Origin of the sequence: Hydrogenophaga sp. 2FB (assembly GCF_005503365.1) — a bacterium.
Classification (GTDB): domain Bacteria; phylum Pseudomonadota; class Gammaproteobacteria; order Burkholderiales; family Burkholderiaceae_C; genus Hydrogenophaga.
The window spans coordinates 126,292-150,977 of the sequence record NZ_SCML01000005.1 but is presented as its reverse complement, the minus strand read 5'-3'; the positions used below and the strand labels follow the sequence as shown (position 1 = coordinate 150,977).

The following is a 24,686-nucleotide window of genomic DNA, read 5'->3' as shown; positions in this document are numbered from 1 at the left end:
TTGCGCAGCCTCACCCGTGGCGCGCTTCGCTGATACAGTCGGCAACACCCCCTATTTCAAAGCGCACAGAGCCATGACGAACACCCAACGCCCACGCGCAACATCCGCATCCGCCACCCGATCGAAGACCGCGAAGATCACCACAACACCTCTGCACATCGCGGTGGTCGGCGGCGGCATGGCCGGCGTGGTGTCCGCGCGCACGCTGGTGCAGGCGGGCCACCGCGTCACGCTGCTCGAGAAGAACCGGGAGTTCGGCGGGCGCATGGCCACGCAGCGCACCGAGTTCGGGGGCTTCGACCATGGCGCACAGTATTTCACCGTGCGCGACAAGCGTTTCGAGACCGCGTTGCGCAGCAACGCCACCGCCGTGGTGCGCCCCTGGAGCGCCAGCACCGTGCGCGTGCTCGACGAGCTGGGCCGCGTGCTGGCCAGCGCACCACCGCCGACCGAACCGCACTTCGTCGCCTCGCCCGGCATGAGCGCCCTGGTCAATCTCTGGGCGCAGCCGCTGGCCCATCCCGAGCTGCATGGCGGCCTGTTGGCGCGAACCCTGCTCGACACGCGCGTGACCCGCATCGAGCGCGACGCGCTGCACCCCGAGCAATGGCAACTGCGCGCGGAAGACGCCCAGGGCGGTCAGCAGGTCATCGGTGGTTTCGACCGCGTCGTGCTGGCGATGCCACACCCGCAGATCCACGACCTGTTGCTCGCCTCGGGCCTCGCACCCGAGTTGCGCAAGTCGCTCACCCCCGTGCATGTGGCGCCCTGCTGGACGCTGATGGTGGCCTACCCGCAGGCCATGCAACCCGGCCTGCCCCACCTCGGTCCGCAATGGAACGCCGCGCGCAGCACGCACCACCGCATCAGCTGGCTGGCCCGCGAATCGAGCAAGCCCAGCCGGGACCCGATCGAGCGCTGGACCGTGCAGGCCAGCCCCGCGTGGTCGACCAAGCACCTGGAAGACGACAGCGAGCGCGCCAAGGCCAAGCTGCTCAAGGGCTTCGCCGAAATCACCGGCATCCGCGCCACCCCCACCCACGCGGTCGCGCACCGCTGGCGCTTCGCGCAGACGCAGACCCCTCTGGGCACCAGCCACCTGTATGACGGCGCACTGGGCATTGGCGCGTGCGGCGACTGGTGCCTGGGCCACCGCGTGGAAGACGCGTTCGTGTCCGGTCTGGAAATGGCGCTGAAAATTGCGGAATGACCCCCCGCCGCGCTTCGCGCGTCCCCCCTGGTAGGGGGGCGCACCCTGAGGCCCGGCAAAGCCGGTTCCTCGTGTGCTCTGGAGCAGGCACGCCGCGCCGGAGACGCTCTGCCTAGCTGGAAGCAGCATGACCGCCAGCGCCACGTACCGGGGGCGTTTCGCCCCTTCCCCCACTGGCCCTCTGCATGCCGGTTCGCTCGTCGCCGCCCTCGCGAGCTGGCTCGATGCGCGCGCGCACGGCGGCACGTGGATTGTGCGCATCGAGGACGTCGACACCCCGCGTTGCATGCCAGGGGCGGACGCGCTCATCCTTGAGCAACTCGCCGCCTGCGGCCTCGTCAGCGACGAGCCCGTGGTCTGGCAGTCGCAGCGCGGTGCGCACTACCAGGCCGCGCTCGACGCGCTCATCGAACAAGGCGATGCCTACCCCTGCGGCTGCTCGCGCAAGGACATCGAGGCAGCGCTGCTGGCCGAGGGCATCACACGCGAACGCCACCACGGCGCGGTCTATCCCGGCACCTGCCGCCCGGACCACGGCGGTTTGCAAGGCAAATCCGCGCGGGCCTGGCGCTTCGCCATCGCAAGCCCCGGCAACCTCCACTGGTTCGACCGACGCCTCGGCGCACAAAAACAAAAAGTGGCCACCGAGGTCGGCGACTTCGTGCTCAAGCGCGCCGACGGCCTCTGGGCCTACCAGCTCGCGGTGGTGGTGGACGACACGGCGCAAGGCATCACGCATGTCGTGCGCGGCGAAGACCTGGCCGACAACACAGCACGTCAAATGCTGTTGCAGCAGGCGCTCCACCTGCCCCAACCGATCTACCTGCACACGCCGCTGGTGCTGGGCGAGAACGGCGAAAAACTCAGCAAGCAGAACGGCGCGCAGGCCCTGGACCTGAGCGATCCAATCGCCGCCCTCGCGCATGCCGCACGCACCCTGAGGCTGTCACCGACCTCGGCGACCACCGTGCCGCAGGCGCTGGCGCACTGGACCGAGGCCTGGGACGCCTAAAATCCGTCCCTTCGCCGACCGAACCTTAGCCATGACCGACCCCCGCCACGCGCAGCCGCGCCCCCCACCCAGCGACACGACCTACCTGCGCGAGATCAAGAGCTACGTCCTGCGCACGGGCCGCGTAGGCCCAGGTCAGGCGCGCGCGTTCGAGCAGTTCGGTCCGCGTTTCCTGCTGAACTACGCACCAGACGCCTTCGACGCAACGGCCGCCTTCGGCCGCGCGGGCCCGCTCGTCATGGAGATCGGCTTCGGCATGGGCAGCGCCACCGCGCACATCGCGGGCTTGCGGCCCCAGGACAATTTCCTGTGCTGCGAAGTGCACGAACCCGGCGTGGGTGCACTGCTCAAGCTCGTGGGCGAACAAGGGCTGGAGAACATCCGCATCCTGCGCCACGACGCGGTCGAGGTGCTCGACCACATGCTCGGCGAGGCGTCGCTGGACGGCGTGCACATCTTCTTCCCCGATCCCTGGCACAAGAGCCGCCACCACAAACGCCGCCTGATCCAGGGGCCGTTCGTGAACCGCCTGGCGCGCCACCTCAAGCCCGGTGGTTATCTGCACCTGGCCACCGACTGGGAACCCTACGCGCAGCAGATGCTCGAGGTGCTCAACGCCGAGCCCTTGCTGCAGAACACCGCCGCGGCCGGCGGCGACGGCTTCGTGCCCAAGCCCGACTACCGGCCTCTCACCAAGTTCGAGAACCGCGGCCTCAAGCTGGGCCACGGTGTCTGGGACCTGGTGTTTCGCCGCACCTGAACCCACGCGCCAGGCCGCCATGGCCCGCCCCCCGAAAAACCCGGCCATCCCTTCGCGCCGGGGCGTGTCCGCGAGTTGCATCGCGCTGCCGTACGACAAGGCCGCACCCTGGCCGCTGCTGATCGACTTCCTGGCCGAACGCCTGGGCGCCGTGACCCGCGAGGCGTGGGTGCAACGCATGGCGCGTGGCGAGGTGCTCGACGACCTGGGCCAGGCGCTGCCACCCGACGCGCGCTTCACCCCCGGCATCCGCGTCTACTACTACCGCGAACTCGACCACGAACCCGAGGTGCCGTTCGAGGACGTGGTGTTGTTTCAGGACGATCACCTGCTCGTGGCCGACAAGCCGCACTTCCTGCCGGTCACACCCGGTGGGCGCTACGTGCAGCAGAGCCTGCTGGTGCGGCTGAAGAACCGGCTGGGCATCGACACGCTGAGCCCGATCCACCGCATCGACCGCGAGACCGCCGGGTTGGTGGTGTTCAGTGTGCGGCCCGAAGAACGCGCCGCGTACCAGGCGCTGTTCCGCGACCGCGCTGTGCACAAGGTGTACGAAGCCATCGCGCGGCACGACGCGTCGATTCAGGGGCCGATCGTGCGCCGCAGCCGCATCGAAGAAGCGCACGACGCGTTCTTTCGCATGAACGAGACCGAAGGCGAGCCCAACAGCGAAACACGCCTTGACGTGCTGCAAGTGCAAGGCGCCTGGGCGCGCTACCGGCTGGAGCCTTTGACGGGCAAACGCCACCAGTTGCGCGTGCACATGAACGCCCTCGGTCTGCCGATCGCGGGCGACCAGTTCTACCCACGCGTGCTGCGCGGGCCCGACGAAGCCGAAGATTTTTCCAACCCGCTGCGCCTGCTCGCCCGGTCCATCGCTTTCACCGACCCGGTGACGGGCGAGGCACGGACTTTTGACAGCCAGCGGGCGCTGGACTGGCCTGAGCAGGCCAGCGCCATCAGGCTTTGATTTCGCGCGCCGTGATCTGGTACTTGAAGTCGTCCGGCGCGTAGGAATCCAGGCGCTGGCCACCGGTCTCGCCCACCGGGTACATGAAGAAGCCGAGCTGAGGGCCCTGGGCCCGGGGCAGCTTCACGTCGTGCGCCATGTTCCAGGCCATCCAGTTGCCTTCCCAGCCACCGAACAGCGCGCGGTTCACCGGCGTGACCACCGGGTGCTGGGTGGTCTTGATCCACTCGGGCGTTTCCAGGCGCATGACCTTGGCCACGTCGGCCGGGTCCATCGCCACCCAGCCGTGGCCCGCCAGGTGCACCTCGGCGCGGCAGTGTTGCGCGCCCTTGAGGCTGACCGGGTTGCCGCTGAGTTCCTTGTAGCCAAAGGCCGAGGGCGCCAGGCGAATACCGTACACGTCGCGCGCCGGCAAACCGGCCGAGCGGCACAGGCCGACGAAGATGGCGTTGAGGTCGGCGCATTTGCCGCCGAGGTTGCCGGTCTCCAGCATGGTCTTGATGTCGCCTTCGCCGCAGCCCCGCACCTTGGGTTCGCGGTAGGTGTTCGCCACCACCCAGTCGTAGATCTGGCGTGCCTTCTGCACGTCGGTGCGCGCGCCGCGCGTGGCCTTCAACGCGGTCTCGCGCACGATGCCATCGGTGGGCAGCAGGTCGGTCGGTTGCGTCCAGAAGCGCAGGGTGGCCGCGTCTTCGGTGCTGGCGGTTTTCTGCGCGAGGTCGGCCGCGCGGTTGCGCGTCTGCACGCGGCTGGTGAGTTCCACGGTGGGCGTGGGGCCGCCTTCGGCAAAGCTCACATGCAGCATGCGCGCGCCGTAGTGCACCTCTTCGGTCAGGCGCGCGGTGCCATTGGTGCGGAAGTCGCTGGTGAAGGACTTCTGCCAGTCGCTCTCGACGGAGGGCAGCGGCAACCAGACCTGGCTGGCGCCGCGGGGCAGTTCGATGTCGACGCGGGTGGTCACGTCGAAGGTGCGCCAGGCGCCGGGCTGGGGGTTGAATTCGCGTTGCGCCGGGCTGGTCTGGGCCAGCGCCCCGGCGGCGTGGAAGAGCGGCGATGCGGCGGCCACGGACGTGGCGGCGCGCTGCAGGAAGAGGCGGCGATCGGGGGTCATGAAGAGAACTCCGGAATAGGGGAAAACGGCGGAACCGCACACACAGGGTGCGGTGCATCGCCGGGGGAACCTCGCACGACGGGTCGCGCAAGGGAAAAGGATTATGTGCGTCAGAGCGCCAGCAGGCGATCCACCCAGCCCAGCGCTTCCTGGCCGGTCCAGTCGACCTCGCCGCGCACCCGCTGGCGCGCGCGGCCCTGGCGGTCGATCAGCACGGTGGTGGGGAACACGCGCACACCCCAGGCACGGGCGTGTTCGCCCAACGGGTCCAGCCACACCGGCAGGCCGAGTTGCGTCTGCGACACGAAGCGCAACGCACGCTGCGGCGGCTCCTTGAAGTTGAGCGCGATCACCGCCAGGCGGTCTTCGCCGATCAACCCGGGCAAGTCCTGCAACAGCGGCATTTCGGTGCGGCAGGGCTCGCACCAGCTGGCCCAGAAATTGAGCAGCACGGCGCGGCCCTTGAAATCGGCGAGCTTCACCGACTGGCCTTGCAGGTCCAGGGTGGTCAGCGCCGGCGTGGGCGTACCGCGAGGCCAGTCACTGAGCTCGAACGCGGGCTTCGGACCTGCCGTCACCGCCGAGGCGGGCGCGAACGCCGCCGCCGCACCGCAGGCGCCGAGAGCGCCCAGGCACTGGCGGCGGTTCAAGGCCTTCACAGGCGCTCGGCCACCCAGCCCTGCACCGACTGCAGCGCCTTCGGCAGGCCACTCGCATCGGTGCCGCCGGCCATGGCCATGTCGGGCTTGCCGCCGCCCTTGCCACCCACTTGCTGGGCCACGAAGTTCACCAGCTCACCGGCCTTGACCTTGCCCATGCTGTCGGCCGTGACGCCCGCGGCCAGTTGCACCTTCGCGCCGTCCACGGCGGCGAGCACGATGGCGGCGGACTTGAGTTTGTCCTTCAGCTTGTCCAGCGTGTCGCGCAGGGTCTTGGCATCGGCGCCGTTGAGCACGGCGGCCAGCACCTTGATGCCCTTCACGTCCACCGCCTGCGCCATGAGTTCGTCGCCCTGGCTGGAAGCCAGTTTGCCCTTGAGCGCGGCCACTTCCTTCTCCAGCGCCTTCACCTGCTCCAGCGTCTGGCCGATGCGCACGTTGAGTTCGGCGGTCGGTGCCTTGAGCGTGCCGGCCGCTTGCGCCACCGTGTCTTCGAGCGACTGCAGGTAGGCCAGCGCGTTCGCGCCAGTGATGGCCTCGATGCGGCGCACGCCGGCGGCCACGCCGCTCTCGCCCACCACCTTGAACAAGCCGATGTCGCCGGTGCGCTGCACATGCGTGCCGCCGCAGAGTTCGCGGCTGGTGCCGATGTCGAGCACGCGCACGGTTTCGCCGTACTTCTCGCCGAACAGCATCATCGCGCCGGTTTTCTGCGCCGACTCGATGTCCATCAGGCGCGCCTGCGTGGCCGCGTTGGCGAGGATCTCGGCGTTCACCAGCGCTTCGATGGCGCGGATCTGCGCGTCCGTCACGGGCGCGTTGTTGGTGAAGTCGAAGCGCGTGCGTTCGGCGTTCACCAGCGAGCCCTTCTGCTGCACGTGATCGCCCAGCACCTCGCGCAAGGCCTTGTGCATCAGGTGGGTGGCGCTGTGGTTGCGCACGGTGGCGGCGCGCAGGGCGGTGTTCACGCTCGCGTTGACGTTGTCGCCCACGTTGAGCGTGCCCTGCTCCACGCTGCCGTGGTGGCCGTACACGTCGGCCTTGATCTTCTGCGTGTCGCCCACGGCGAAACGCGCCGAACCGCTGGTGATCACGCCTTCGTCACCCACCTGGCCGCCGCTCTCGGCATAGAACGGCGTGTTGTCCAGCACGACCACACCGCTCTGGCCGGTCTTGAGCGCGGCGACCGACGTACCGTCGAGGTACAGCGCCACGATCTTGCCCGGTGCTTCGAGCTGCTCGTAACCCAGGAACTGGTTGCCCGCGCCGCTGTACTCCAGTGCTTTGTCCATCTTGAATTTGCCGGCCGCGCGGGCCTGCGCCTTCTGTTTGTCCATCGCGGCGTGAAAGCCCGCTTCGTCCACCGACAGGCCGCGCTCGCGGCACACGTCGGCCGAAAGATCGAGCGGGAAGCCGTAGGTGTCGTGCAGCTTGAAGGCCACATCGCCGGGCAATACCTTCTCGCCACCGGCCAGCGCCGCGTCCAGAATTTCCATGCCGTTGGCCAGCGTTTCATAGAAGCGCTCTTCCTCGGCCTTGAGCACCTCGGTGATGCGCTGCTCCTGCTTCGCCAGGTTCGGATACGCCGCGCCCATCAGCTTCACCAGATCCGCCACCATCTTGTGGAAGAACGGCGTTTTCTGGCCCAGCTTGTAGCCGTGGCGGATCGCGCGGCGCACGATGCGGCGCTGCACATAGCCCCGGCCTTCGTTGCTCGGGATCACGCCGTCGCTTACCAGGAAGGCGGTGGCGCGGATGTGGTCGGCGATCACCTTGAGCGAGGGGTTCGCCAGGTCGCTGATGTGCGTCTCGCGCGCGGCGGCCTTGATGAGCGCGTCGAAGATGTCGATCTCGTAGTTGCTGTGCACATGCTGCAGGATCGCGGCCAGGCGCTCCAGGCCCATGCCGGTGTCCACGCAGGGCGCGGGCAGCGGCGTGACCGCGCCGGTCTCGTCCATGTTGAACTGCATGAACACGTTGTTCCAGATCTCGATGAAGCGGTCGCCGTCTTCATCGGGGCTGCCGGGCGGGCCGCCGGCAATGTGGTCGCCGTGGTCGTAGAAGATTTCGCTGCAAGGGCCGCAGGGGCCGGTGTCGGCCATCATCCAGAAGTTGTCGCTCTTGTAGCGGCCGCCCTTGTTGTCGCCAATGCGGATCACGCGCTCGGGCGGCAGGCCGATTTCCTTGGTCCAGATGTCGAAAGCCTCGTCGTCCTCGGCGTACACCGTGGCCAGCAGGCGCTCGGGCGGCAGCTTGAAGACCTCGGTCAGCAGCTCCCACGCCCATTTCAGACTCTCGCGCTTGAAATAGTCACCGAACGACCAGTTGCCCAGCATCTCGAAGAAGGTGTGGTGGCGCGCGGTGTAGCCCACGTTTTCCAGGTCGTTGTGCTTGCCACCGGCGCGCAGACAGGCTTGCACCGAGGCGGCGCGCACGTAGGGGCGCTTGTCGGTGCCGAGGAACACGTCCTTGAACTGCACCATGCCGGAGTTGGTGAACATCAGCGTCGGGTCGTTGCCGGGCACGAGCGGGCTGGACGGGACCACGGTGTGGCCCTTGGAAGCGAAGAAGTCCAGGAAGGTCTTGCGGATGTCGGCAACGGAAACAGCGGGGCGGGTCATGTTGGCCTTGTGGGTTCGTCGGTATGGGTGCGGTGCGGCGCTCGCGCGCGCGAAACCCTGTATTTTCCAACATGCCGGGCACCCCTGGCCCAAGCGCGGCAAAATCGACCGGATCCCGTGGGCGACAGACGCCTTTTCGTGCACGACATTTTTTGACGGAGACACGCCATGGACACCAAGACCTCCCCCCTGGCCCTGCTCAAGGACCCCACCCTGCTCAAGACCGACGGCCTGATCAACGGGCAGTGGGTCAAGGGTTCGAGCCGCTTCGACGTGCTCGACCCCGCCACCGGCCTGAAGCTGGCCGACGTGGCCAGCCTCGGCCCGAAGGACGCCGAGGCCGCGATCGCCGCCGCCAACGCCGCCTGGCCGGCCTGGAAAGGCAAAACCGCCAAGGAGCGCAGCAACATCCTGCGCAAGTGGTACGACCTGCTGATGGCCAACCAGGACGATCTGGGCCGCCTCATGACCGCCGAACAAGGCAAGCCGCTGCCCGAAGCCAAGGGTGAGGTGGCCTACGGTGCGAGCTTCGTCGAGTGGTTCGCCGAAGAGGCCAAGCGCGTCAACGGCGAAACCCTGCCCACCTTCGACAACAACCGCCGCCTGATGGTGCTCAAGCAACCCATCGGCGTGTGCGCGGCCATCACGCCGTGGAACTTCCCGCTGGCGATGATCACGCGCAAGGTCGCGCCCGCGCTGGCCGCGGGTTGCCCGGTGATCATCAAGCCGGCCGAGCTCACGCCGCTGACCGCGCTGGCCGCCGCCGAACTGGCCATTCGCGCCGGCATTCCCGCCGGCGTGCTCAACGTCATCACCAGCGACGACAGCAGCGCCGTGGGCAAGGTGCTGTGCGCCAGCGACGTGGTGCGCCACCTCAGCTTCACCGGATCCACCGAGGTCGGCCGCATCCTCATGGCGCAGTGCGCGCCGACGGTGAAGAAGCTCTCGCTCGAACTGGGCGGCAACGCGCCCTTCATCGTGTTCGACGACGCCGACATCGACTCGGCGGTCGACGGGGCGATCGCCAGCAAGTACCGCAACGCGGGCCAGACCTGCGTGTGCGCCAACCGCCTCTACGTGCAGGACAGCGTGTACGACGACTTCGTGCAGAAGTTCGCCGCCAAGGTAAAGGCCTTCAAGGTCGGCAACGGTTTCACCGAGGGCGTGGTGCAAGGCCCACTGATTGAGGACGCGGCCGTGGCCAAGGTGCAGCGGCACGTGGAGGACGCGGTGGCCAAGGGCGGCAAGGTGCTCACCGGCGGCAAGAAACTGGAAGGCCAGTTCTTCGAACCCACGGTGGTGGCCGAGGCGACCAACGACATGCTGTGCGCGAAGGAGGAAACCTTCGGTCCCTTCGCGCCGGTGTTCCGTTTCAAGACCGAGCAGGAGGCCATCGACGCGGCCAACAACACCGAGTTCGGCCTGGCCAGCTATTTCTACAGCCGCGACGTGGGCCGCATTTACCGCGTGGCCGAGGCGCTGGAGTACGGCATGGTGGGCATCAATGTCGGCATCATCGCCAGTGAACACGTGCCCTTCGGCGGCGTAAAGCAATCGGGCCTGGGCCGTGAAGGATCGCACCACAGCATGGACGACTACGTAGAAATCAAATACCTCTGCATCGGTGATGTTTTGAAGTGAACTCGCAAGGAAAGCATCTTTTGAACTTCGACTGGCACAACCCCTACCCCGTCTCCCGCGCGCCGCTGATGGCGCGCAATGTGGTCGCCACCACGCAACCCCTGGCCGCGCAGGCGGGGTTGCGCATGCTGCTCAAGGGCGGCAATGCGATCGATGCGGCGATTGCCACTGCGGCCGCGCTCACCGTCGTCGAGCCCTGCTCCAACGGGCTGGGCAGCGACAACTTCGCGATCGTCTGGGACGGCCAGCAACTGCACGGCATGAACGCCTCGGGTGTGGCGCCAGCGGGCTGGAGCAAAAGCTATTTCGACAACAAGCACGGCGGCCAGATTCCGCTGCGCGGCTTCGACGCGGTCACCGTGCCGGGTGCCGTGGCGGGCTGGGCCGCGTTGTCGGAGCGCTTTGGCGCCCTGCCCTTCGCCGACCTGATGGAACCCGCCATCGAACTGGCCGAGCGCGGCTTCGCGGTGACACCCGTGATCGCGCACAAGTGGGACCTGGCGATGCCACTGCTGCACGACAAGCCCGGCTTCGCGCAGGCCTTCCTGCCGCGCGGCCGCGCGCCGCTGCCGGGCGAACGTTTCAGCTTCGCCGATGCGGGCCGCTCGCTGCGCCGTATCGCCGAGACGGGCGGTGAAGCCTTCTACCAGGGCGAGATCGCCGCCGCCATCGACGCCTTTGCGCGCGAACACGGCGCGCAACTGCGCGCCAGCGACCTCGCCGCGCACCGCGTGGAATGGGTGCAACCGATCGACGTGGCGTTCGCCGGCCACCGCGTGCACGAGCTGCCGCCGAACGGCCAGGGCATCGCCGCGCTGATGGCGCTGGGCATGCTCGAACAACTTGACATCGGCCGCTTCGGTGTCGACAGCATCGAAAGCCAGCACCTGCAGATCGAGGCCATGAAGATCGCCTTTGCCGACACCTACCGCTGGGTGGCCGACGAGCGCTTCATGACCGAGGTGCGCGCGGCCGACCTGCTGGACCCGGCCTACCTGCGCGAGCGCGCGAAGCTCATCGACCCCAAGCGCGCCATCGATCCCGGGCCGGGCAAGCCGCCCAGCGGCGGCACGGTCTACCTCACCACAGCGGACGCACAAGGCCGCATGGTGAGCCTGATCCAGTCCAACTACCTGGGCTTTGGCAGTGGCGTGGTCGTGCCCGGCTGGGGCGTGAGCCTGCACAACCGCGGCCACGGTTTCACGCTGCAGGACGGCCACCCCAACCAGGTGGCCCCGGGCAAGCGCCCCTTCCACACCATCATTCCGGGCTTCCTCACGCGCGAGGGGCAACCGGTGATGGGCTTTGGCGTGATGGGCGCCAACATGCAGCCACAAGGCCATGTGCAGACGCTGGTGCGCATGCTCGTGCACGGTCAGCAACCGCAGGCCGCGTGCGATGCGCCGCGCTGGAAATGGGGCAAGGGTCTGGACGTGGACTTCGAAACCACCATGGCGCCGACGCTGCGCGACGGCCTCAAGGCGCTCGGCCACCGCTTCGAACCCACCGCCGACACCTACCTCGACTTCGGCAGCGGCCAGTTCATCGCGCGGCTGAGCGACGACCTCGAAGATGGCTATGTGGCCGCAAGCGATTCGCGGCGGGATGGGCAGGCGGTGGGCTTCTGAGGAAGGGAGCACCTCCCGCCCGGCCCAGCGGTGTCAGGCCGGGGTGGCCGCGCGCAGGTGGTCCACCAGCAGCCGGGCGACGCTGGACAGCGACTCTTCCGACCGCACGCACAGCGCCAGTTGCCGCCGTGCCCAGGGCTCGTTCAGGGTGATGGTGCGGATCGCCAGCGCGTTTTTGTAGAGCGCGGCGCTGCCGCGCGGCATGACGCCCACGCCCAAGCCGGCGTTGACCATGAGGCACAGCGCGTCATAGCTGGTGACCTGAATGCGCAGCTTCAGCGGTAGGCCCGCCGCCGCCGCGGCCTTGGTGAGCTGGTTGTTGATGGCGCTGCCCGGGTGCGCACCCACGAAGTCGAAGGCCAGCGCATCGGCCAGCCGCACCGACTTGCGCCGGGCCAGTGCGTGGCCGGTGGGCACGACCAGCACCAGTTCGTCGCTGCGGTAGGGCAGCAGCACCACGCGCTCACCATAGTGGCCGTCGTTGAGGATGCCCACGTCGGCCGCGTTCTCGGCCACGGAATGGGCGATCGCGGTGCTGATCTGCTCCTGCAGCCGCACATCCACCTGCGGGTGCAGCGCCATGAAGCGCTGCAGGTCCGCGGGCAGAAACTGCGTGATGGCCGAGATGTTGGCCACCACGCGCACGTGGCCGCGCACGCCGCTGCCGTACTCGCGCATCTGGCTGGCGATGCCGTCGAGGTCGTTGAGCACGCCGCGCGCGAGGTTCAGCAGCGCGAAGGCGGCGGCCGTGGGTTCGGTGCCCTTGTTGCTGCGGGTGAAGAGGCTCACGCGCAGTGCGTCCTCCAGGTCGACCAGCCTGCGGCTGACGGCCGATGCGGCCAGGTGTTCGCGCGCGGCGGCGGCGGCGATGGTGTTTTCCTCCATCACGGCCACGAACAGGCGCAGGGAGACGGGATCGAGCTTCATGGGGCATCCATCGTAGCGCCTGTGCCATGCCGAATGGCGATGGCAGCTTCGCGCATCAGCGTTTTGCGGTCGAACGGGCTGTGCGCATCATTCACGCCGCAGGAGACACAAACCCATGGATTCAACGCATTCCCCATCCGCCGCCACCATTCCCCCCACCGCGCTGCATGGCGTGCGCGTGATCGAGATGGGGCAGCTCATCGCCGGGCCGTTCTGCGGCAAGACGCTGGGAGAGTTCGGTGCCGAGGTCATCAAGATCGAAGCGCCCGGCACCGGCGACCCGCTGCGCAACTGGCGGCTCATCCAGGAAGGCACCTCGGTCTGGTGGCAGGTGCAGTCGCGCAACAAGCGCTCGGTGACGCTGGACCTGCGCCAGAAAGACGGGCAGGACATCGCGCGCAAGCTCATCGCAGAGGCCGATGTGCTGATCGAGAACTTCCGCCCCGGCACGCTCGAAGGCTGGGGCCTGTCGCCCGAGGAACTGCACCGCATCAACCCCGGCCTTGTGATGCTGCGCATCTCGGGCTACGGCCAGACCGGTCCTTACCGCGACCTGCCGGGCTTCGGCGCCATCGGCGAGGCCATGGGCGGCCTGCGCCACCTCACGGGCGAGCCGGGCCGCGTGCCGGTGCGCGTGGGCGTGTCCATTGGCGACACGCTGGCCGCGCTGCACGGCACCATCGGCGTTCTCACGGCGCTGTACCACCGGAAGGTCAACGGCGGCCAGGGCCAGGTGATTGACGTGGCACTGCACGAGGCGGTGTTCAACGTGATGGAAAGCCTGATCCCCGAATACAGCGCCTTTGGCGCGGTGCGCGAGGCGGCGGGCAGCGCGCTGCCGGGCATCGCACCCTCCAACGCCTACCCGTGTACCGACGGCTGGGTACTCATCGCCGGCAATGGCGACAGCATCTTCAAGCGGCTCATGGACGTCATCGGGCGCCCCGACCTCGGGGACGCGCCCGATCTCGCCAACAACGCGGGCCGCGTGGCGCGCGTGCAGGAGATCGACGCCGCCCTTCAGGCATGGAGCCACACGCGCAGCGTGCAGCAGGTGCTCGATGCGCTGGCCACCGCCCGCGTACCAGCGGGCAAGGTCTACACCGCCAGGGACATCGCCGAAGACCCGCACTACCGCGCCCGCGACATGCTGCTCACGCAGACCACGCGCGATGGCCACACGCTGGAAGTGCCGGGCATCGTGCCCAAGCTCTCGGCCACGCCCGGCACCATCCGCAGCAACGCACCGCGCCTGGGCGACGACACCGACGCCGTGCTGGCCGAGGCCGGCCTGACGGCGCAGCAGATCGCGCTGCTGCGCGACAAGAAGGTGATTCAATGAGCCACAACGCCTGGAACGGCGCCGGCCGCCGCATCCACATGCAGGAAGTCGGCTTGCGCGACGGCCTGCAGATGGAGCAGGCTTTCGTGCCCACGCAGGACAAGATCGCGCTGGCCAATGCGCTGTCGGATGCAGGCCTGACGAAGATCGAGGTCACGGCTTTCGTCTCGCCCACCGCCATACCCGCGCTGAAGGACGCCGAGATCGTGATGCGCGAGATCACCCGCCGCCCCGGCACGGTGTACAGCGCCCTGGTGCCCAACGTGCGCGGCGCCGAGCGGGCCATCGAGGCGCGCACGGACGAACTGAACCTCGTCATGTCGGCCAGCGCCACGCACAACCTCGCCAACCTGCGCATGACGCAGGAACAGTCCTTCGCGGCCCTGGCCCAGGTGGTGGCCACGGCACAGGCCGCGCGCGTGGCCGTCAACATATCGCTGTCGTGCGTGTTTGGCTGCCCCATGGAAGGCGACGTGGCCAGCGACACCGTGTTCGGCTGGGTGCAGCGTTTCGTGGACATCGGTGTCAGCGGCGTCACCTTGTGCGACACCACGGGCATGGCCTACCCCGCGCAGGTGGCGCACATCACGGCGGCGGCGCGTGCGCGCTGGCCGGACGTGGTGTTCACACTGCACTTCCACAACACGCGCGGCATGGGGCTGGCGAACGTGCTGGCGGCCATCGACGCGGGCGCCGATCGTTTCGATGCATCGCTGGGCGGCCTGGGCGGCTGTCCCTATGCGCCGGGTGCCAGCGGCAACGTGTGCAGCGAGGAGATCGTGCACGCGCTGGCACTGACGGGCTACGACACCGGCGTGGATCTGCCGCGCCTGCTGGCCGCGGCGCAGCGGCTGCCCGCGCTCATCGGCCACGACATTCCCAGCCAGATCACCAAGGCCGGGCCGCGCCTGGCGCTGCACCCGGTGCCCGCGGACTTCGAGGCGATCCGCGCGCGCGCGCTGGCCAAGCCTTGATTTTTTGTTCTTTTGATTCAACGACAGCAACCAGGAGACTTCACATGACAACCACCCGCAAGCAATTCACCACGCTGACCCTTGGCGCCATCGCCCTGGGCCTGGGCCTGGGCCCGAGTGCCTCCGCCTGGGCACAGGGCGCCTATCCCGCCAAGCCCGTGGTCATGGTGGTGCCCACCGCCACGGGCGGCACCACCGACCTGTCGGCGCGCATGCTCGCGCAGGCGCTCGGCCCCGTGCTGGGCCAGTCGGTGGTGGTGGACAACAAGGGCGGTGGCAACGGCAACATCGCGGCCAGCGCCGTCAAGCGCGCCGAGGCCGACGGTTACACGCTGCTCATGCAGTACTCGGGCTACCACGTCATCTCGCCCCACCTCACCCGGCAGAAGCAGTGGGACCAGTCGGACTTCCAGCCCGTGGCCAACGTGATCTCGGCGCCGCAGATCATCGTGGTGCGCAACGACCTGCCCGTGAAGACACTGGCCGAGCTGATCGCCTACGCCAAGGCCCACCCGGGCAAGCTCAACTACGCGTCGTCGGGCAACGGCTCGCTGCAACACGTGACGGGCGCCATGCTGGAACAGCAAGGCCGAATCAAGATGGTGCATGTGCCCTACAAGGGCACGGGTCCCGCGCTGCAGGATCTGCTGGGTGGGCAGGTCGACCTGACCTTCGGCACCGCGCCGCCGTTCATGCCGCACATCACCGCGGGCAAGCTGCGCGTGCTGGCGGTGACGGGCAAGGAGCGCCTGGCGAGCTTGCCCGACGTGCCCACCACCGCCGAGGCGGGCTACCCCGGCGTGAACGCCACCTCCTGGTTCGCGGTGTTCGTGCCCACCGCCACGCCCAAGCCCGTGGTGGACAAGCTCACCGCCGATATCCGCACCGTGGTGCACAGCGCGGCCTTCAAGCAGAAGGCGCAAGAGCAAGGCGCCACGGCCGACTACCAGACCCCGCAGCAACTGGGCGACAAGGTGAAGGCCGACCTCGCAGGCTGGGCCGATGTGGTGCGCAGCTCGAAGATCGAGGCGGAATAAACGTTCGGGTCACCCAGGGAGATCTGCTCAACGTGACGGCGTCGCCTGCCCGTTGCGGTCGTAACGACGGGCCTGCAGCGCCGGAAACTCGCGGATCAGCGCCTGGCGCAACCACTGGTTGGCCGGGTCCGTGTGCGCACTTCGGTGCCAGTACAGATTCACCTGGAAGGTGGGTGGCCGAAACGGCAGCTTCACCTGCTTGATGCGCGGGTGGTCGATCATGAAATCGGCCAGCGCCTGCGGCACCACGGCCACCGCATCGCTTTCGGCCACGATCACCGGCACGCTCATGAAGTGCGGCGCGCGCAGCACCACGTCGCGCTGCAACTGCTTGCGCTGCAGGAACACATCGAACACCTCCTGGCTGCGCCCGGTCGACTCCACCGCCACGTGCGGCAGCCGGGAGAACTGCTCCAGGGTCATGCGCGATCCCAGCTCGGGGTGCCGCGTGCTGGCCAGGCAGGCGAACGAGTGCAAACCGATGCGCCGGTGCATGAAGGCAGAGCCCTTGATGTCGGGATAGAACCCCGCCGCCATGTCGACTTCCCCGGCCGCCATCGCGCCCGCCAGTTCGCGCGGCGACATGAACACCGAGCGCAAGCTCATGCGCGAAGCGCTTTCCTTCAGCGCGCGCAACACGATCGGCAGATAAATGCCCTCGGCAATGTCGGTCAGCGCCAGGCGGAACTCGCGCCGCGAGGTCGTGGGGTCGAACACCGGCGGCTTGAGCACCTCGCTGTCCACCGCCCGCAGGATGCCGCGCACCGCATCGGCCAGGCTGCGCGCCCGGCTGGTGGGCTCCATGCCGCTGGCGCCGCGCAGAAACAGCGGGTCGCCCAACTGCTTGCGCAGGCGCGCCAGGGCGGTGCTCAGGCCCGGCTGGCTCATGTTGAGCGCCTGCGCCGCGCCGCCCACGCTGCGCGCGTCGTACACGGCGAGGAAGACGCGCAACAGGTTCAGATCGAAACGTGGGAACAGGTCTTGGGTCATCTGCCAAACAGATATCGCGGTTCACGCTCATCTTATCGACTTATGAGCCCCGCGTCCCTAGCATCCATCCACCCGAACCTCCAAATCCCACGATCCATGGAAACAGCACACAGCGATCCGCGCCATGCCCACGCGTGCCCGGGCCACGCGACCGCCGAGGCCGACGCGGCTTCGACGGTCGACATGCGTTGGCCCGAAGGCGGAGCGGCCCGCGTGCCCTACCGCGTCTTCTCCGACGAGGCCATCTACCAGATGGAGCAGCAGAAGATCTTCCGCGGCCCGGTCTGGAACTACCTCTGCCTGGAAGTCGAGGTGCGCAACCCGGGCGACATCAAGACCACCTGGATCGGCGAAACGCCCATCATCGTCACGCGCGACGACAACGGTGTGGTGCACGCCATGGTCAACCGCTGCGCGCACAAGGGCGCGCTGGTGGTACTGAAAGACCACGACAACAAGCCCTCGCTCACCTGCGTGTACCACGCGTGGAACTACCGGCTCGATGGCACGCTGCGCAGCGTGGTGTTTCAAAAAGGCGTGAAGGGCAAGGGCGGCATGCCCGAGACCTTCGACACGGCCCAGCACCGCCTGCAGCCCGTGCGCGTGGCCATGGTGGCCGGCATCGTCTTCGGCACCTTCTCGGACGACACACCGCCGCTGGAAGAGTATCTGGGCGAGCGCATCACCGCCTTCCTCAAGCGCAACATGGACCACCCGTTGAAAATCCTCGGCACGCACAGCCAGATGATCCACAACAACTGGAAGCTCTATTGCGAGAACGTGCGCGACTCGTACCACGCGACGCTGCTGCACACCTTCTACACCACGTTCAAGGTGAACCGGCTCGACATGGACGGCGGCATCATCCTCTCGGAAAAGAAGTGGCACCACATCAGCTACAGCAAGCGTGCCACGCTGGAAGCCGCCGCCGAGTACCAGGACGCGAAGGTGCATTCGGCGCAGTACAACTCCGCGCTCGACGGGCCCGAGTTGCTCAAGGCCTGGGAAGGTTTTGACGACCAGATCACGCACAGCATCCAGACCATCTTCCCGACCCTGGTGAGCCAGCTCACGCTCAACTCGCTGGCGGTGCGCTTCGTGGTACCCCGGGGCGTCGACAAGACCGAGCTGTTCTGGGTGTTCCTCGGCTACGAAACCGACACGCCCGAGCAGGAAAAGATGCGCGTGATGCAGGCCAACCTCACCGGTGCGGCCGGCCTGGTGGCGCTCGAAGACGGCTGCATCAACAATTTCGTGCAACGCGGCACGCACGGCTCGGCAGACGTGAATTCCTTCATCGAGATGGGCGGCACGCTCGCCGAATCGAACGAGTCGTCTCGCGCCACCGAAGCCGCCGTGCGCGGTTTCTGGCACGGCTACAAGACCATCATGGGGTTCCACGAATGAACGCCGCAGCCACCCTGGCGCACCCACGCGCCGCCACCACCATCCCGCCCGCGTTGAGCCTGGCCCAGCGCGACGAGATCGCCGACCTGCTGGAGCGTTATGCCCACGCCCTCGACGACGACCGCGTCGAGGAATGGAGCGGCTTCTTCGAGACCGCCGCTGTCTACCAGATCACCACACGCGAAAACGTCGCCGCGGGCCGCCCCATCGGCATCGTGCTGTGCGAAGGCCGCGGCATGATGGACGACCGCGTCAAGGCGCTGCGCATCGCCAACATCTTCGAGAGCCACACGCACCGGCATGTGCTCGGACGCCCGCTGATCGAGCCGCGCGCCGATGGTGGTTGCGACGTGCGATCGTCCTTCGTGATCTACCGGACGATGTACACGGGCGCGACCGAGGTCTTCGCGATCGGCCGCTACGACGACGTGCTCAAACCAGGCCCCCAGGGATGGAAATTCGCGCAGAGACGCGTTGTGCTGGACTCGCGGATGCTCGACACCTTGCTCGTCTATCCGCTCTGACCCATTCCCGGAAAGCACGCCATGAACACCACGATCTCACGCCGCAAGGCCACACTTGCCCTGCTGGGCACCGGCCTCTCGCTCACCGCGCCATGGGCCATGGCCGCCGACCCCTGGCCCACCAAAGCCCTCCGCATCGTGGTGCCCTACGCGCCCGGCGGCATCGGCGACATCGTGGCCCGCATGATCCAGCCCGTCCTGCAAGACGAGCTGAAGCAGCCCATCGTCATCGAGAACAAGCCCGGCGCCGCGGGCAGCCTGGGCACCGAGTTCGTCGCCAAGAGCCCGCCCGACGGCTACACCTTGTTGCTCGCGCTGGCCGCGCCGCAAACGCTCAACCAGTACATCTTCAAGGTCGACTACGACGGCGTGAAGGACTTCGCGCCCATCACGCTCATCAACACCAACCCGCTGGTGCTGATGGTCAACCCCTCGCTGCCGGTGCACAACTTCAAGGAGTTCGTGGCCTACGCCAAGGCCAACCCGGGCAAGCTCAACTTCGGCGGCGCGGGTGGCCTCACGCAGTTCGCGGGTGAAATCCTCAAATACCAACTCGGCCTGGACATGATCCACGTGCCCTACCGGGGCGGCGCACCGGCCGTGGCCGCCGCCGCGGCGGGCGACGTGCACCTGACCTTCGCCAACTACTCCGACGCGCTTACCTGGATGCAGTCGGGCAAGTTGCGCCCGATCGCGTTGACCACGGCGCGCCGCTTCCCGCAGACGCCCGACATCCCGACCATTGCCGAATCGGGCGTGAAGGGTTTTGACGTCACGGGCTGGAGCGGCCTGTTCGCACCCGCGGGCACGCCGCCGGCCGTCATCGAGCGCATTGCCAACGTGTTGCGCCCTGCCCTGCAAACGCCCGAGATGCGCAAGCGCATGGAAACCGTGGGCGCCGAGCCCGGCGGCAACTCGCCGGCCGACTTCGCCAAACAGGTCGCGGGCGACGCGCGAAAATGGTCGGACTTCGTGCGCACCAGCGGCATCAAGGTCACCCAGTAACATCCTTCTTTTCTTTTTGACGCGTCGCATGCCCGAGGAACTCCATCGCCGATGAACCAGCGCCTGCTGTCCCTCACCGTGGGTCTGGCCTTCTTCATGGAGCAGTTGGACTCGACCATCATCGCGCCCGCCATTCCCGACATCGCCGCCAGCCTGGGTGTCGAGCCGCTGAGCCTGAACCTCACGATGACGGTCTACCTGCTGTGCAGCATCACCTTCATCCCCGCTGGCGACCGGCTGGCCTCGCGCTTTGGCACGCGCACCGTGTTCCAGTCGGCCATCGTCCTGTTCGCGCTCAGCTCGGTGCTGTGCGCCTTGGCCACCAGCCTGCCTATGCTGGTGGCGGCGCGCGCGGTGCAGGGCGCCTCGGCCGCGCTCATGGTGCCCGTGGGCCGCACCTCCATCGTGCACGTGACGCCCAAACCCCAACTGGTGAACGCGCTGGCCTGGATGATCACCATGGCCATGCTGGGCCCGATGCTCGGCCCGCCCCTGGGCGGCCTGATCACCACCTGGCTTTCCTGGCACTGGATCTTCCTCATCAACGTGCCGATCGCGCTGCTGTGCTTCCTGGGCGCCGCGCGCTCGCTGCCGCAAATCAAACAACCATCGGACGGCCGCTTCGACCTGCTGTCCTGGCTGCTGCTCGGCGGCACGCTGGGCACGGCCATCGTCGCGTTCGAAGGCCTGCGCGGCGGTCATCTGGACAAGCTGGTGTGGCTGGTGCCCACGGCGGTGCTGGCACTGGCCTACTGGTGGCGCAGCCGCCGCACGCCATTGCCCATGCTCGATTTTTCGCTGCTGCGCGTGCCCACGTTCGCCGCCTCGTTCTGGTCGGGCTCGCTGCTGCGCGTGGGCTTTGGCTCCCTGCCCTTTCTGTTGCCGCTGATGTTGCAGCTCGGCCTGGGCTACTCGCCGGTGCAAAGCGGCCTGGTGCTGCTGGCCAGCGGCCTGGTCGCCATGCTCACCAAGACGCAGACCACCACCATCCTGCGGCGCTGGGGGTTTCGGCGCGTCATGCTGGTCAATGGCGCGCTGTGCGTGGTGGGGCTGCTGGTGTGCGCGCTGTTCCGCAGCGACTGGGGCCTGGGCGCGATCGCGCTCACGGTGTGCACCGTGGGCTTCGTGCGCGCGATCCAGTTCAACGCGGTAACGGCCATCGCGTATGCCGAGGTGCCGCCCGCGCGCATCGGCGCGGCCACCACGCTCAACACCATGATGTGGCAACTCGCCATCATGTTCGGCATCGCGCTCTCTTCGGTGGTGGTCACGCTCGCCTCGCGCAGCGCCGGCCGGGCCAGCGCCGTCCCCATGGACTTCAGCATCGCCTTCGTGATCCTGGCGTGCATCGGCGCCCTGGCCACGCCCGCGTGCCTGCGCCTGCGCAAGGACGCGGGCAGCCAGCTCAGCGGGCATCAGGCCTGAACCTTTCTGTTCGGCGTTAGCCGTCGGCCATCCCAAGCCGGATTCGAATTGACATAAAGATCAATCAATCTAAAATTGACTTACATGTCAATTGCCGCTCATCTTCTAGATCAGGTACTCGCCTCCGCCCAGCAAGCAGGAATGGACCAGGCGCAGCTGGCGCGCGTGGCGGGCCTGGCGCCGGAGACCATCTCCCGGGCCAAAAGCAGAGGCACGATGGACCTGGCGTCCATTGACGCATTGGCCAAGGCCGCGGGCCTTCAGATCGGTCTGGCACCCATCGCGAAGCCACGCCCGGTGATGGTGAAAGCGACCTCCACGCGATCCCCGCTGGCCGATCCGAAGTGGGGACTGGCATGGTCCAACGCCGCGATCGACCACAAGACCTTGATCCGCAACGCGCTCGCCAAGGGTGGTTTCCTGCTGCTGCTGGAAGCGGTCAAGGCGCATGGGCTTGAAGAAGTTCTGGCGCAGTGGGGCAAGGTGAAGTCCGAATTGAAACCCCGCATGCAGACCGAGGTGGAGCGGCAATTGCACAACATCCAGAAAGGGATTTCCCGTGCTCAGGCCTGATACCCAAAAACTCTGGGCCCACCTTCAATCGGAGCCCGCCCTCAAGGGCTTTGTGCTGGTGGGCGGCACCGCTCTGGCCATGCACCTGCACCACCGACTCAGTGAAGATCTCGATTTCATGTACCTCGGCAAGAAGCTGCCAAAGGCGCAGATCGAGGCCCTCAAGCGCCGTGCGCTTGAAGCCGGCTTCGAATTCATGGCGAACGATGCACCCGCCGGCGTGGAAGAGTTCCTCAACGCCGGCCTGGACTTCAACGACTACCAACAGGACTACGTCGTCAACGGGTCGGTGAAGGTGACGTTCGTAGCGCCCGAGTCAGAAAGCGCGAAGCAACTGGAACCTGTGGAAAGTCCCGGTCCTCGTGTGGCCAGTCTGGCGGAGATATTCCGGCTCAAATGCATCGTCACCGCCGAGCGCTCCAAGACACGCGACTGGTTCGACCTCTACCTGCTGCTCAAGAAAAAACACTTCAAACCCATCGAGGTCATGCGAGCGTTTGAACGCGCTGGGGCGCCCAGTAAATACGACATTGCAATGATGCGACTCTGCTCCGGAAAGCCGGGCTTGAACGACGAAGGCTACGAGACACTCGTGAAGAACCCGCCCACGCTGGAGACGATGCGGCAGTTCTTCATCAAGACCCGCGATCTCATCGAGCAGGAGGTCGCACGCGATGCGATCGAGGCTATGAAACGTCGGGACCCCCGCGATCTCTGAGACGGCGTGGATTTTCTCTTTCCCCTTTGGGGGAAGGCTGGGACGGGGGCACGTGCGCCGACCACATCACTTCAAACGTACCTCACCCCAACCCTCACCCCGCGGGGGAGCAAGACTTCAAGCCACCGCGGATTCGCATCCGGATGCGACACTTGCGTTTTCCCGCGAATGGTACGAGCCACTATTTAAGAATGCGTGCTGTGAAATTTGTTCGAGCTGGTGTCTTGCTGACGCTGTTGGTGGCTGCTTCTGTGGAGGCGCAAGTGGTGTTCGGCGTGCCCGATTGTGGGCAATGGGTGAAAGAGAACACCCAGCCACGCAAGGCGTGGCTTCTCGGCTTCATGTCAGGGATGAACTCCGTGCACATGAAAGGCATCAGCAGCCCCGCCGACCCGCTCGACAAACTGAACACGGCGAATCAGATGTTTTTGTGGATGGACAACTACTGCAAAAACAATCCCCTCGACTCGGTTGCCGATGGCGCATTCGCTCTGTACCTGGAACTTGCCCGAAAGTAGCTGCTCATGCGCCCGGGGGATTCGGGAGCACCCACGAAAAAAGGCCCCGAAGGGCCTGCAGTGGCATCACGCTGGGGAAACACTCAGCATGAGGGCTTGCTGTATGGAGCGGGTGAAGGGAATCGAACCCTCGTATGAAGCTTGGGAAGCTGCCGTTCTACCATTGAACTACACCCGCAGCAGGCCGCCATTCTAGCGCCCGAATCCGGACCTTCAGCCGGTGATCGACGAACCCACGCCCAACAACGCCAGCACACCGAGCGTGGCGAAGATCAACGCCGCCATGACGTGCACGATCTTGATCGGCACGCGCCGCGTGATCGCATCGCCAAAAAACACCACCAGCGCGTTCGCCAGCATCATGCCGAAGGTGGTGCCAAGCACCACGGCAATCAACGGCTCGTACTGCGCGCCCAGGGCGATGGTGGCGATCTGTGTCTTGTCGCCCATCTCGGCCAGGAAGAAGGCCCAGGTGGTGGCAAAGAACACGCCCATCTGGCGCTTGGGCACGGCTTCGTCGTCGTCGAGCTTGTCGGGGATCAGCATCCACCCCGCCATGGCGATGAACGACACGCCCAGCACCCAGCGCATCACATTCGGGCCCGCCGCCGCCATGATCCACGCCCCCGCCGTGCCAGCCAAGGCGTGGTTGAGCAAGGTGGCCGCCAGAATGCCCCAGACGATCGGCCAGGGCCGTTTGAAACGCGCGGCGAGCACAAGCGACAGCAATTGCGTCTTGTCGCCCATTTCAGCGAGCGCGACGATGCCGGTGGAGATGAGAAATGCGTCCAAAACAATGCTCCGAGGGCCGGCAGAAACCAAAAGACCACACGGCATCCCCGGCCCATCCGGAGGCAGTGTGGTCAAAGGTCTTGCCAGGCTGGAGCTGTCTGCGCCATGGCCGTGGGGGCCAAGTGTGTTGACGCAGACCCCTGCAGGTTGCAGGGCGGCTACTCCCCAATGACGGGTGAAGGGCGGGAGTATACCCGCCCCGGTTCTCAGACCAGCGTGACGCCGGTCTTGGACTGGATGAACTCGCGCGTGACGCCGGGCGCCATCTCCACGAGCTTGAGGCCTTGGGGTGTCACGTCCATCACACCCAGGTCGGTGATGATGCGGTCGACCACACCCACGCCGGTGAGTGGCAGCGTGCAGGTCGGCAGGATCTTCAGGTCTTCGGTGCCGTCCTTCTTTTTCGCGACGTGTTCCATGAGGATGATCACGCGCTTGACGCCGGCCACGAGGTCCATCGCGCCGCCCATGCCCTTGACCATCTTGCCCGGGATCATCCAGTTGGCCAGGTCGCCCTTCTCGCTCACCTGCATCGCGCCCAGAATGGAGAGGTTGATCTTGCCGCCGCGGATCATGGCGAAGCTGTCGTGGCTGCCGAAGATGCTCGAGCCGGGCAGCGTGGTCACGGTCTGTTTGCCGGCGTTGATCAGGTCGGCGTCCACCTGGTCTTCGGTCGGGAACGGGCCGATGCCGAGCATGCCGTTCTCGCTCTGCAACCACACTTCCTTCGTGCCGGTATGGTTGGCCACCAGCGTCGGGATGCCGATGCCGAGGTTCACGTAGAAACCGTCTTCGAGTTCTTGTGCCGCGCGCGCGGCCATCTGGTCTTGGGTCCAGGCCAT

23 protein-coding genes, 1 tRNA gene and 1 riboswitch are annotated in these 24,686 nt (G+C 66.9%); of the genes, 16 read left to right on the top strand and 8 right to left on the bottom strand.

Going from position 1 to position 24,686, the window contains the following annotated elements; genetic code table 11:
* Positions 1-73 precede the first annotated feature (73 nt).
* The 4 genes from FFS09_RS04855 to FFS09_RS04840 all read left to right on the top strand — a co-directional run bounded on the left by FFS09_RS04855 (position 74) and on the right by FFS09_RS04840 (position 3,952).
* Complete coding sequence (locus FFS09_RS04855; protein WP_137917726.1) at positions 74-1,210, top strand: NAD(P)/FAD-dependent oxidoreductase; 1,137 nt, start codon at positions 74-76, stop codon at positions 1,208-1,210.
* 127 nt (positions 1,211-1,337) lie between these two features.
* Positions 1,338-2,222, top strand: a complete 885-nt coding sequence (gluQRS, locus tag FFS09_RS04850) for a tRNA glutamyl-Q(34) synthetase GluQRS (protein WP_137917725.1) — start codon at positions 1,338-1,340, stop codon at positions 2,220-2,222.
* A gap of 31 nt (positions 2,223-2,253) precedes the next feature.
* Complete coding sequence (trmB, locus tag FFS09_RS04845) at positions 2,254-2,982, top strand: tRNA (guanosine(46)-N7)-methyltransferase TrmB (protein ID WP_137917724.1); 729 nt, start codon at positions 2,254-2,256, stop codon at positions 2,980-2,982.
* Between the two features lie 19 nt (positions 2,983-3,001).
* On the top strand, positions 3,002-3,952 hold the full coding sequence (locus tag FFS09_RS04840; protein ID WP_137917723.1) for a pseudouridine synthase: 951 nt from the start codon (positions 3,002-3,004) through the stop codon (positions 3,950-3,952).
* Here FFS09_RS04840 and FFS09_RS04835 read toward each other — a convergent pair.
* The 3 genes from FFS09_RS04835 to alaS all read right to left on the bottom strand — a co-directional run bounded on the left by FFS09_RS04835 (position 3,942) and on the right by alaS (position 8,343).
* Positions 3,942-5,063 (bottom strand): transglutaminase-like domain-containing protein, encoded by a 1,122-nt coding sequence (locus FFS09_RS04835; protein ID WP_137917722.1) that lies wholly within the window; start codon positions 5,061-5,063, stop codon positions 3,942-3,944. The genes FFS09_RS04840 and FFS09_RS04835 overlap by 11 nt on opposite strands.
* Before the next feature lie 110 nt (positions 5,064-5,173).
* Entirely contained in the window at positions 5,174-5,722 is a 549-nt protein-coding gene (locus FFS09_RS04830) for a TlpA family protein disulfide reductase (protein WP_252374238.1), read from the bottom strand.
* Positions 5,719-8,343, bottom strand: coding sequence for an alanine--tRNA ligase (alaS, locus tag FFS09_RS04825; RefSeq protein ID WP_137917721.1), 2,625 nt, complete (start codon positions 8,341-8,343; stop codon positions 5,719-5,721). Before alaS ends, FFS09_RS04830 begins: the two co-directional genes overlap by 4 nt.
* A 168-nt stretch (positions 8,344-8,511) precedes the next feature.
* Here alaS and FFS09_RS04820 point away from each other — a divergent pair, with 168 nt between their 5' ends.
* Entirely contained in the window at positions 8,512-9,984 is a 1,473-nt protein-coding gene (locus FFS09_RS04820) for an NAD-dependent succinate-semialdehyde dehydrogenase (RefSeq protein WP_137917720.1), read from the top strand.
* 68 nt (positions 9,985-10,052) lie between these two features.
* Positions 10,053-11,612: a gamma-glutamyltransferase family protein gene (locus FFS09_RS04815; protein WP_137917773.1), complete on the top strand. Its 1,560-nt coding sequence runs from the start codon at positions 10,053-10,055 to the stop codon at positions 11,610-11,612.
* A gap of 33 nt (positions 11,613-11,645) precedes the next feature.
* Here FFS09_RS04815 and FFS09_RS04810 read toward each other — a convergent pair whose 3' ends face one another.
* Positions 11,646-12,539 (bottom strand): LysR family transcriptional regulator, encoded by an 894-nt coding sequence (locus FFS09_RS04810; RefSeq protein ID WP_137917719.1) that lies wholly within the window; start codon positions 12,537-12,539, stop codon positions 11,646-11,648.
* Between the two features lie 115 nt (positions 12,540-12,654).
* Between FFS09_RS04810 and FFS09_RS04805 the strand changes: the two genes are divergently transcribed.
* Genes FFS09_RS04805 through FFS09_RS04795 form a run of 3 tightly spaced genes read left to right on the top strand, consistent with a single transcriptional unit; the run spans position 12,655 to position 15,892 of the window.
* Positions 12,655-13,881, top strand: a complete 1,227-nt coding sequence (locus FFS09_RS04805; protein WP_137917718.1) for a CaiB/BaiF CoA transferase family protein — start codon at positions 12,655-12,657, stop codon at positions 13,879-13,881.
* Positions 13,878-14,855 carry a hydroxymethylglutaryl-CoA lyase gene (locus tag FFS09_RS04800; RefSeq protein ID WP_137917717.1) on the top strand — a complete coding sequence of 326 codons (978 nt, stop codon included), beginning with the start codon at positions 13,878-13,880 and terminating at the stop codon, positions 14,853-14,855. The genes FFS09_RS04805 and FFS09_RS04800 overlap by 4 nt, the downstream gene beginning before the upstream one ends.
* Before the next feature lie 44 nt (positions 14,856-14,899).
* Positions 14,900-15,892 carry a Bug family tripartite tricarboxylate transporter substrate binding protein gene (locus FFS09_RS04795; RefSeq protein WP_137917716.1) on the top strand — a complete coding sequence of 331 codons (993 nt, stop codon included), beginning with the start codon at positions 14,900-14,902 and terminating at the stop codon, positions 15,890-15,892.
* Between the two features lie 27 nt (positions 15,893-15,919).
* On the opposite strand, the gene FFS09_RS04790 is transcribed toward FFS09_RS04795, so the two are convergent.
* Positions 15,920-16,882 carry a LysR family transcriptional regulator gene (locus FFS09_RS04790; protein ID WP_137917715.1) on the bottom strand — a complete coding sequence of 321 codons (963 nt, stop codon included), beginning with the start codon at positions 16,880-16,882 and terminating at the stop codon, positions 15,920-15,922.
* A gap of 96 nt (positions 16,883-16,978) precedes the next feature.
* Between FFS09_RS04790 and FFS09_RS04785 the strand changes: the two genes are divergently transcribed.
* From FFS09_RS04785 to FFS09_RS04755, 7 genes are all read left to right on the top strand, one after another.
* The gene (locus FFS09_RS04785) at positions 16,979-18,289 is read left to right on the top strand and encodes an aromatic ring-hydroxylating oxygenase subunit alpha (RefSeq protein WP_252374237.1); all 1,311 of its coding nucleotides are present in this window, start codon (positions 16,979-16,981) and stop codon (positions 18,287-18,289) included.
* A complete protein-coding gene (locus tag FFS09_RS04780) occupies positions 18,286-18,813 on the top strand; it encodes an aromatic-ring-hydroxylating dioxygenase subunit beta (protein WP_137917714.1) in 528 nt (175 codons plus the stop codon). Before FFS09_RS04785 ends, FFS09_RS04780 begins: the two co-directional genes overlap by 4 nt.
* A gap of 21 nt (positions 18,814-18,834) precedes the next feature.
* The gene (locus FFS09_RS04775; RefSeq protein WP_137917713.1) at positions 18,835-19,818 is read left to right on the top strand and encodes a Bug family tripartite tricarboxylate transporter substrate binding protein; all 984 of its coding nucleotides are present in this window, start codon (positions 18,835-18,837) and stop codon (positions 19,816-19,818) included.
* 51 nt (positions 19,819-19,869) lie between these two features.
* Positions 19,870-21,243 (top strand): MFS transporter, encoded by a 1,374-nt coding sequence (locus FFS09_RS04770; RefSeq protein WP_137917712.1) that lies wholly within the window; start codon positions 19,870-19,872, stop codon positions 21,241-21,243.
* 141 nt (positions 21,244-21,384) lie between these two features.
* Complete coding sequence (locus tag FFS09_RS04765; protein ID WP_137917711.1) at positions 21,385-21,816, top strand: hypothetical protein; 432 nt, start codon at positions 21,385-21,387, stop codon at positions 21,814-21,816.
* The gene (locus FFS09_RS04760) at positions 21,803-22,534 is read left to right on the top strand and encodes a nucleotidyl transferase AbiEii/AbiGii toxin family protein (protein WP_137917710.1); all 732 of its coding nucleotides are present in this window, start codon (positions 21,803-21,805) and stop codon (positions 22,532-22,534) included. Before FFS09_RS04765 ends, FFS09_RS04760 begins: the two co-directional genes overlap by 14 nt.
* A gap of 224 nt (positions 22,535-22,758) precedes the next feature.
* Entirely contained in the window at positions 22,759-23,052 is a 294-nt protein-coding gene (locus tag FFS09_RS04755) for a hypothetical protein (protein WP_137917709.1), read from the top strand.
* Positions 23,053-23,156: 104 nt separating this feature from the next.
* Here the strand turns inward: FFS09_RS04755 and FFS09_RS04750 are convergent.
* The 3 genes from FFS09_RS04750 to FFS09_RS04740 all read right to left on the bottom strand — a co-directional run bounded on the left by FFS09_RS04750 (position 23,157) and on the right by FFS09_RS04740 (position 24,686).
* Positions 23,157-23,230 (bottom strand) — tRNA-Gly (locus tag FFS09_RS04750).
* A gap of 35 nt (positions 23,231-23,265) precedes the next feature.
* Positions 23,266-23,844 carry a TMEM165/GDT1 family protein gene (locus tag FFS09_RS04745; protein ID WP_137917708.1) on the bottom strand — a complete coding sequence of 193 codons (579 nt, stop codon included), beginning with the start codon at positions 23,842-23,844 and terminating at the stop codon, positions 23,266-23,268.
* Positions 23,845-23,850: 6 nt separating this feature from the next.
* Positions 23,851-24,023: riboswitch (yybP-ykoY riboswitch) on the bottom strand.
* 27 nt (positions 24,024-24,050) lie between these two features.
* Complete coding sequence (locus FFS09_RS04740; protein WP_137917707.1) at positions 24,051-24,686, bottom strand: 3-oxoacid CoA-transferase subunit B; 636 nt, start codon at positions 24,684-24,686, stop codon at positions 24,051-24,053.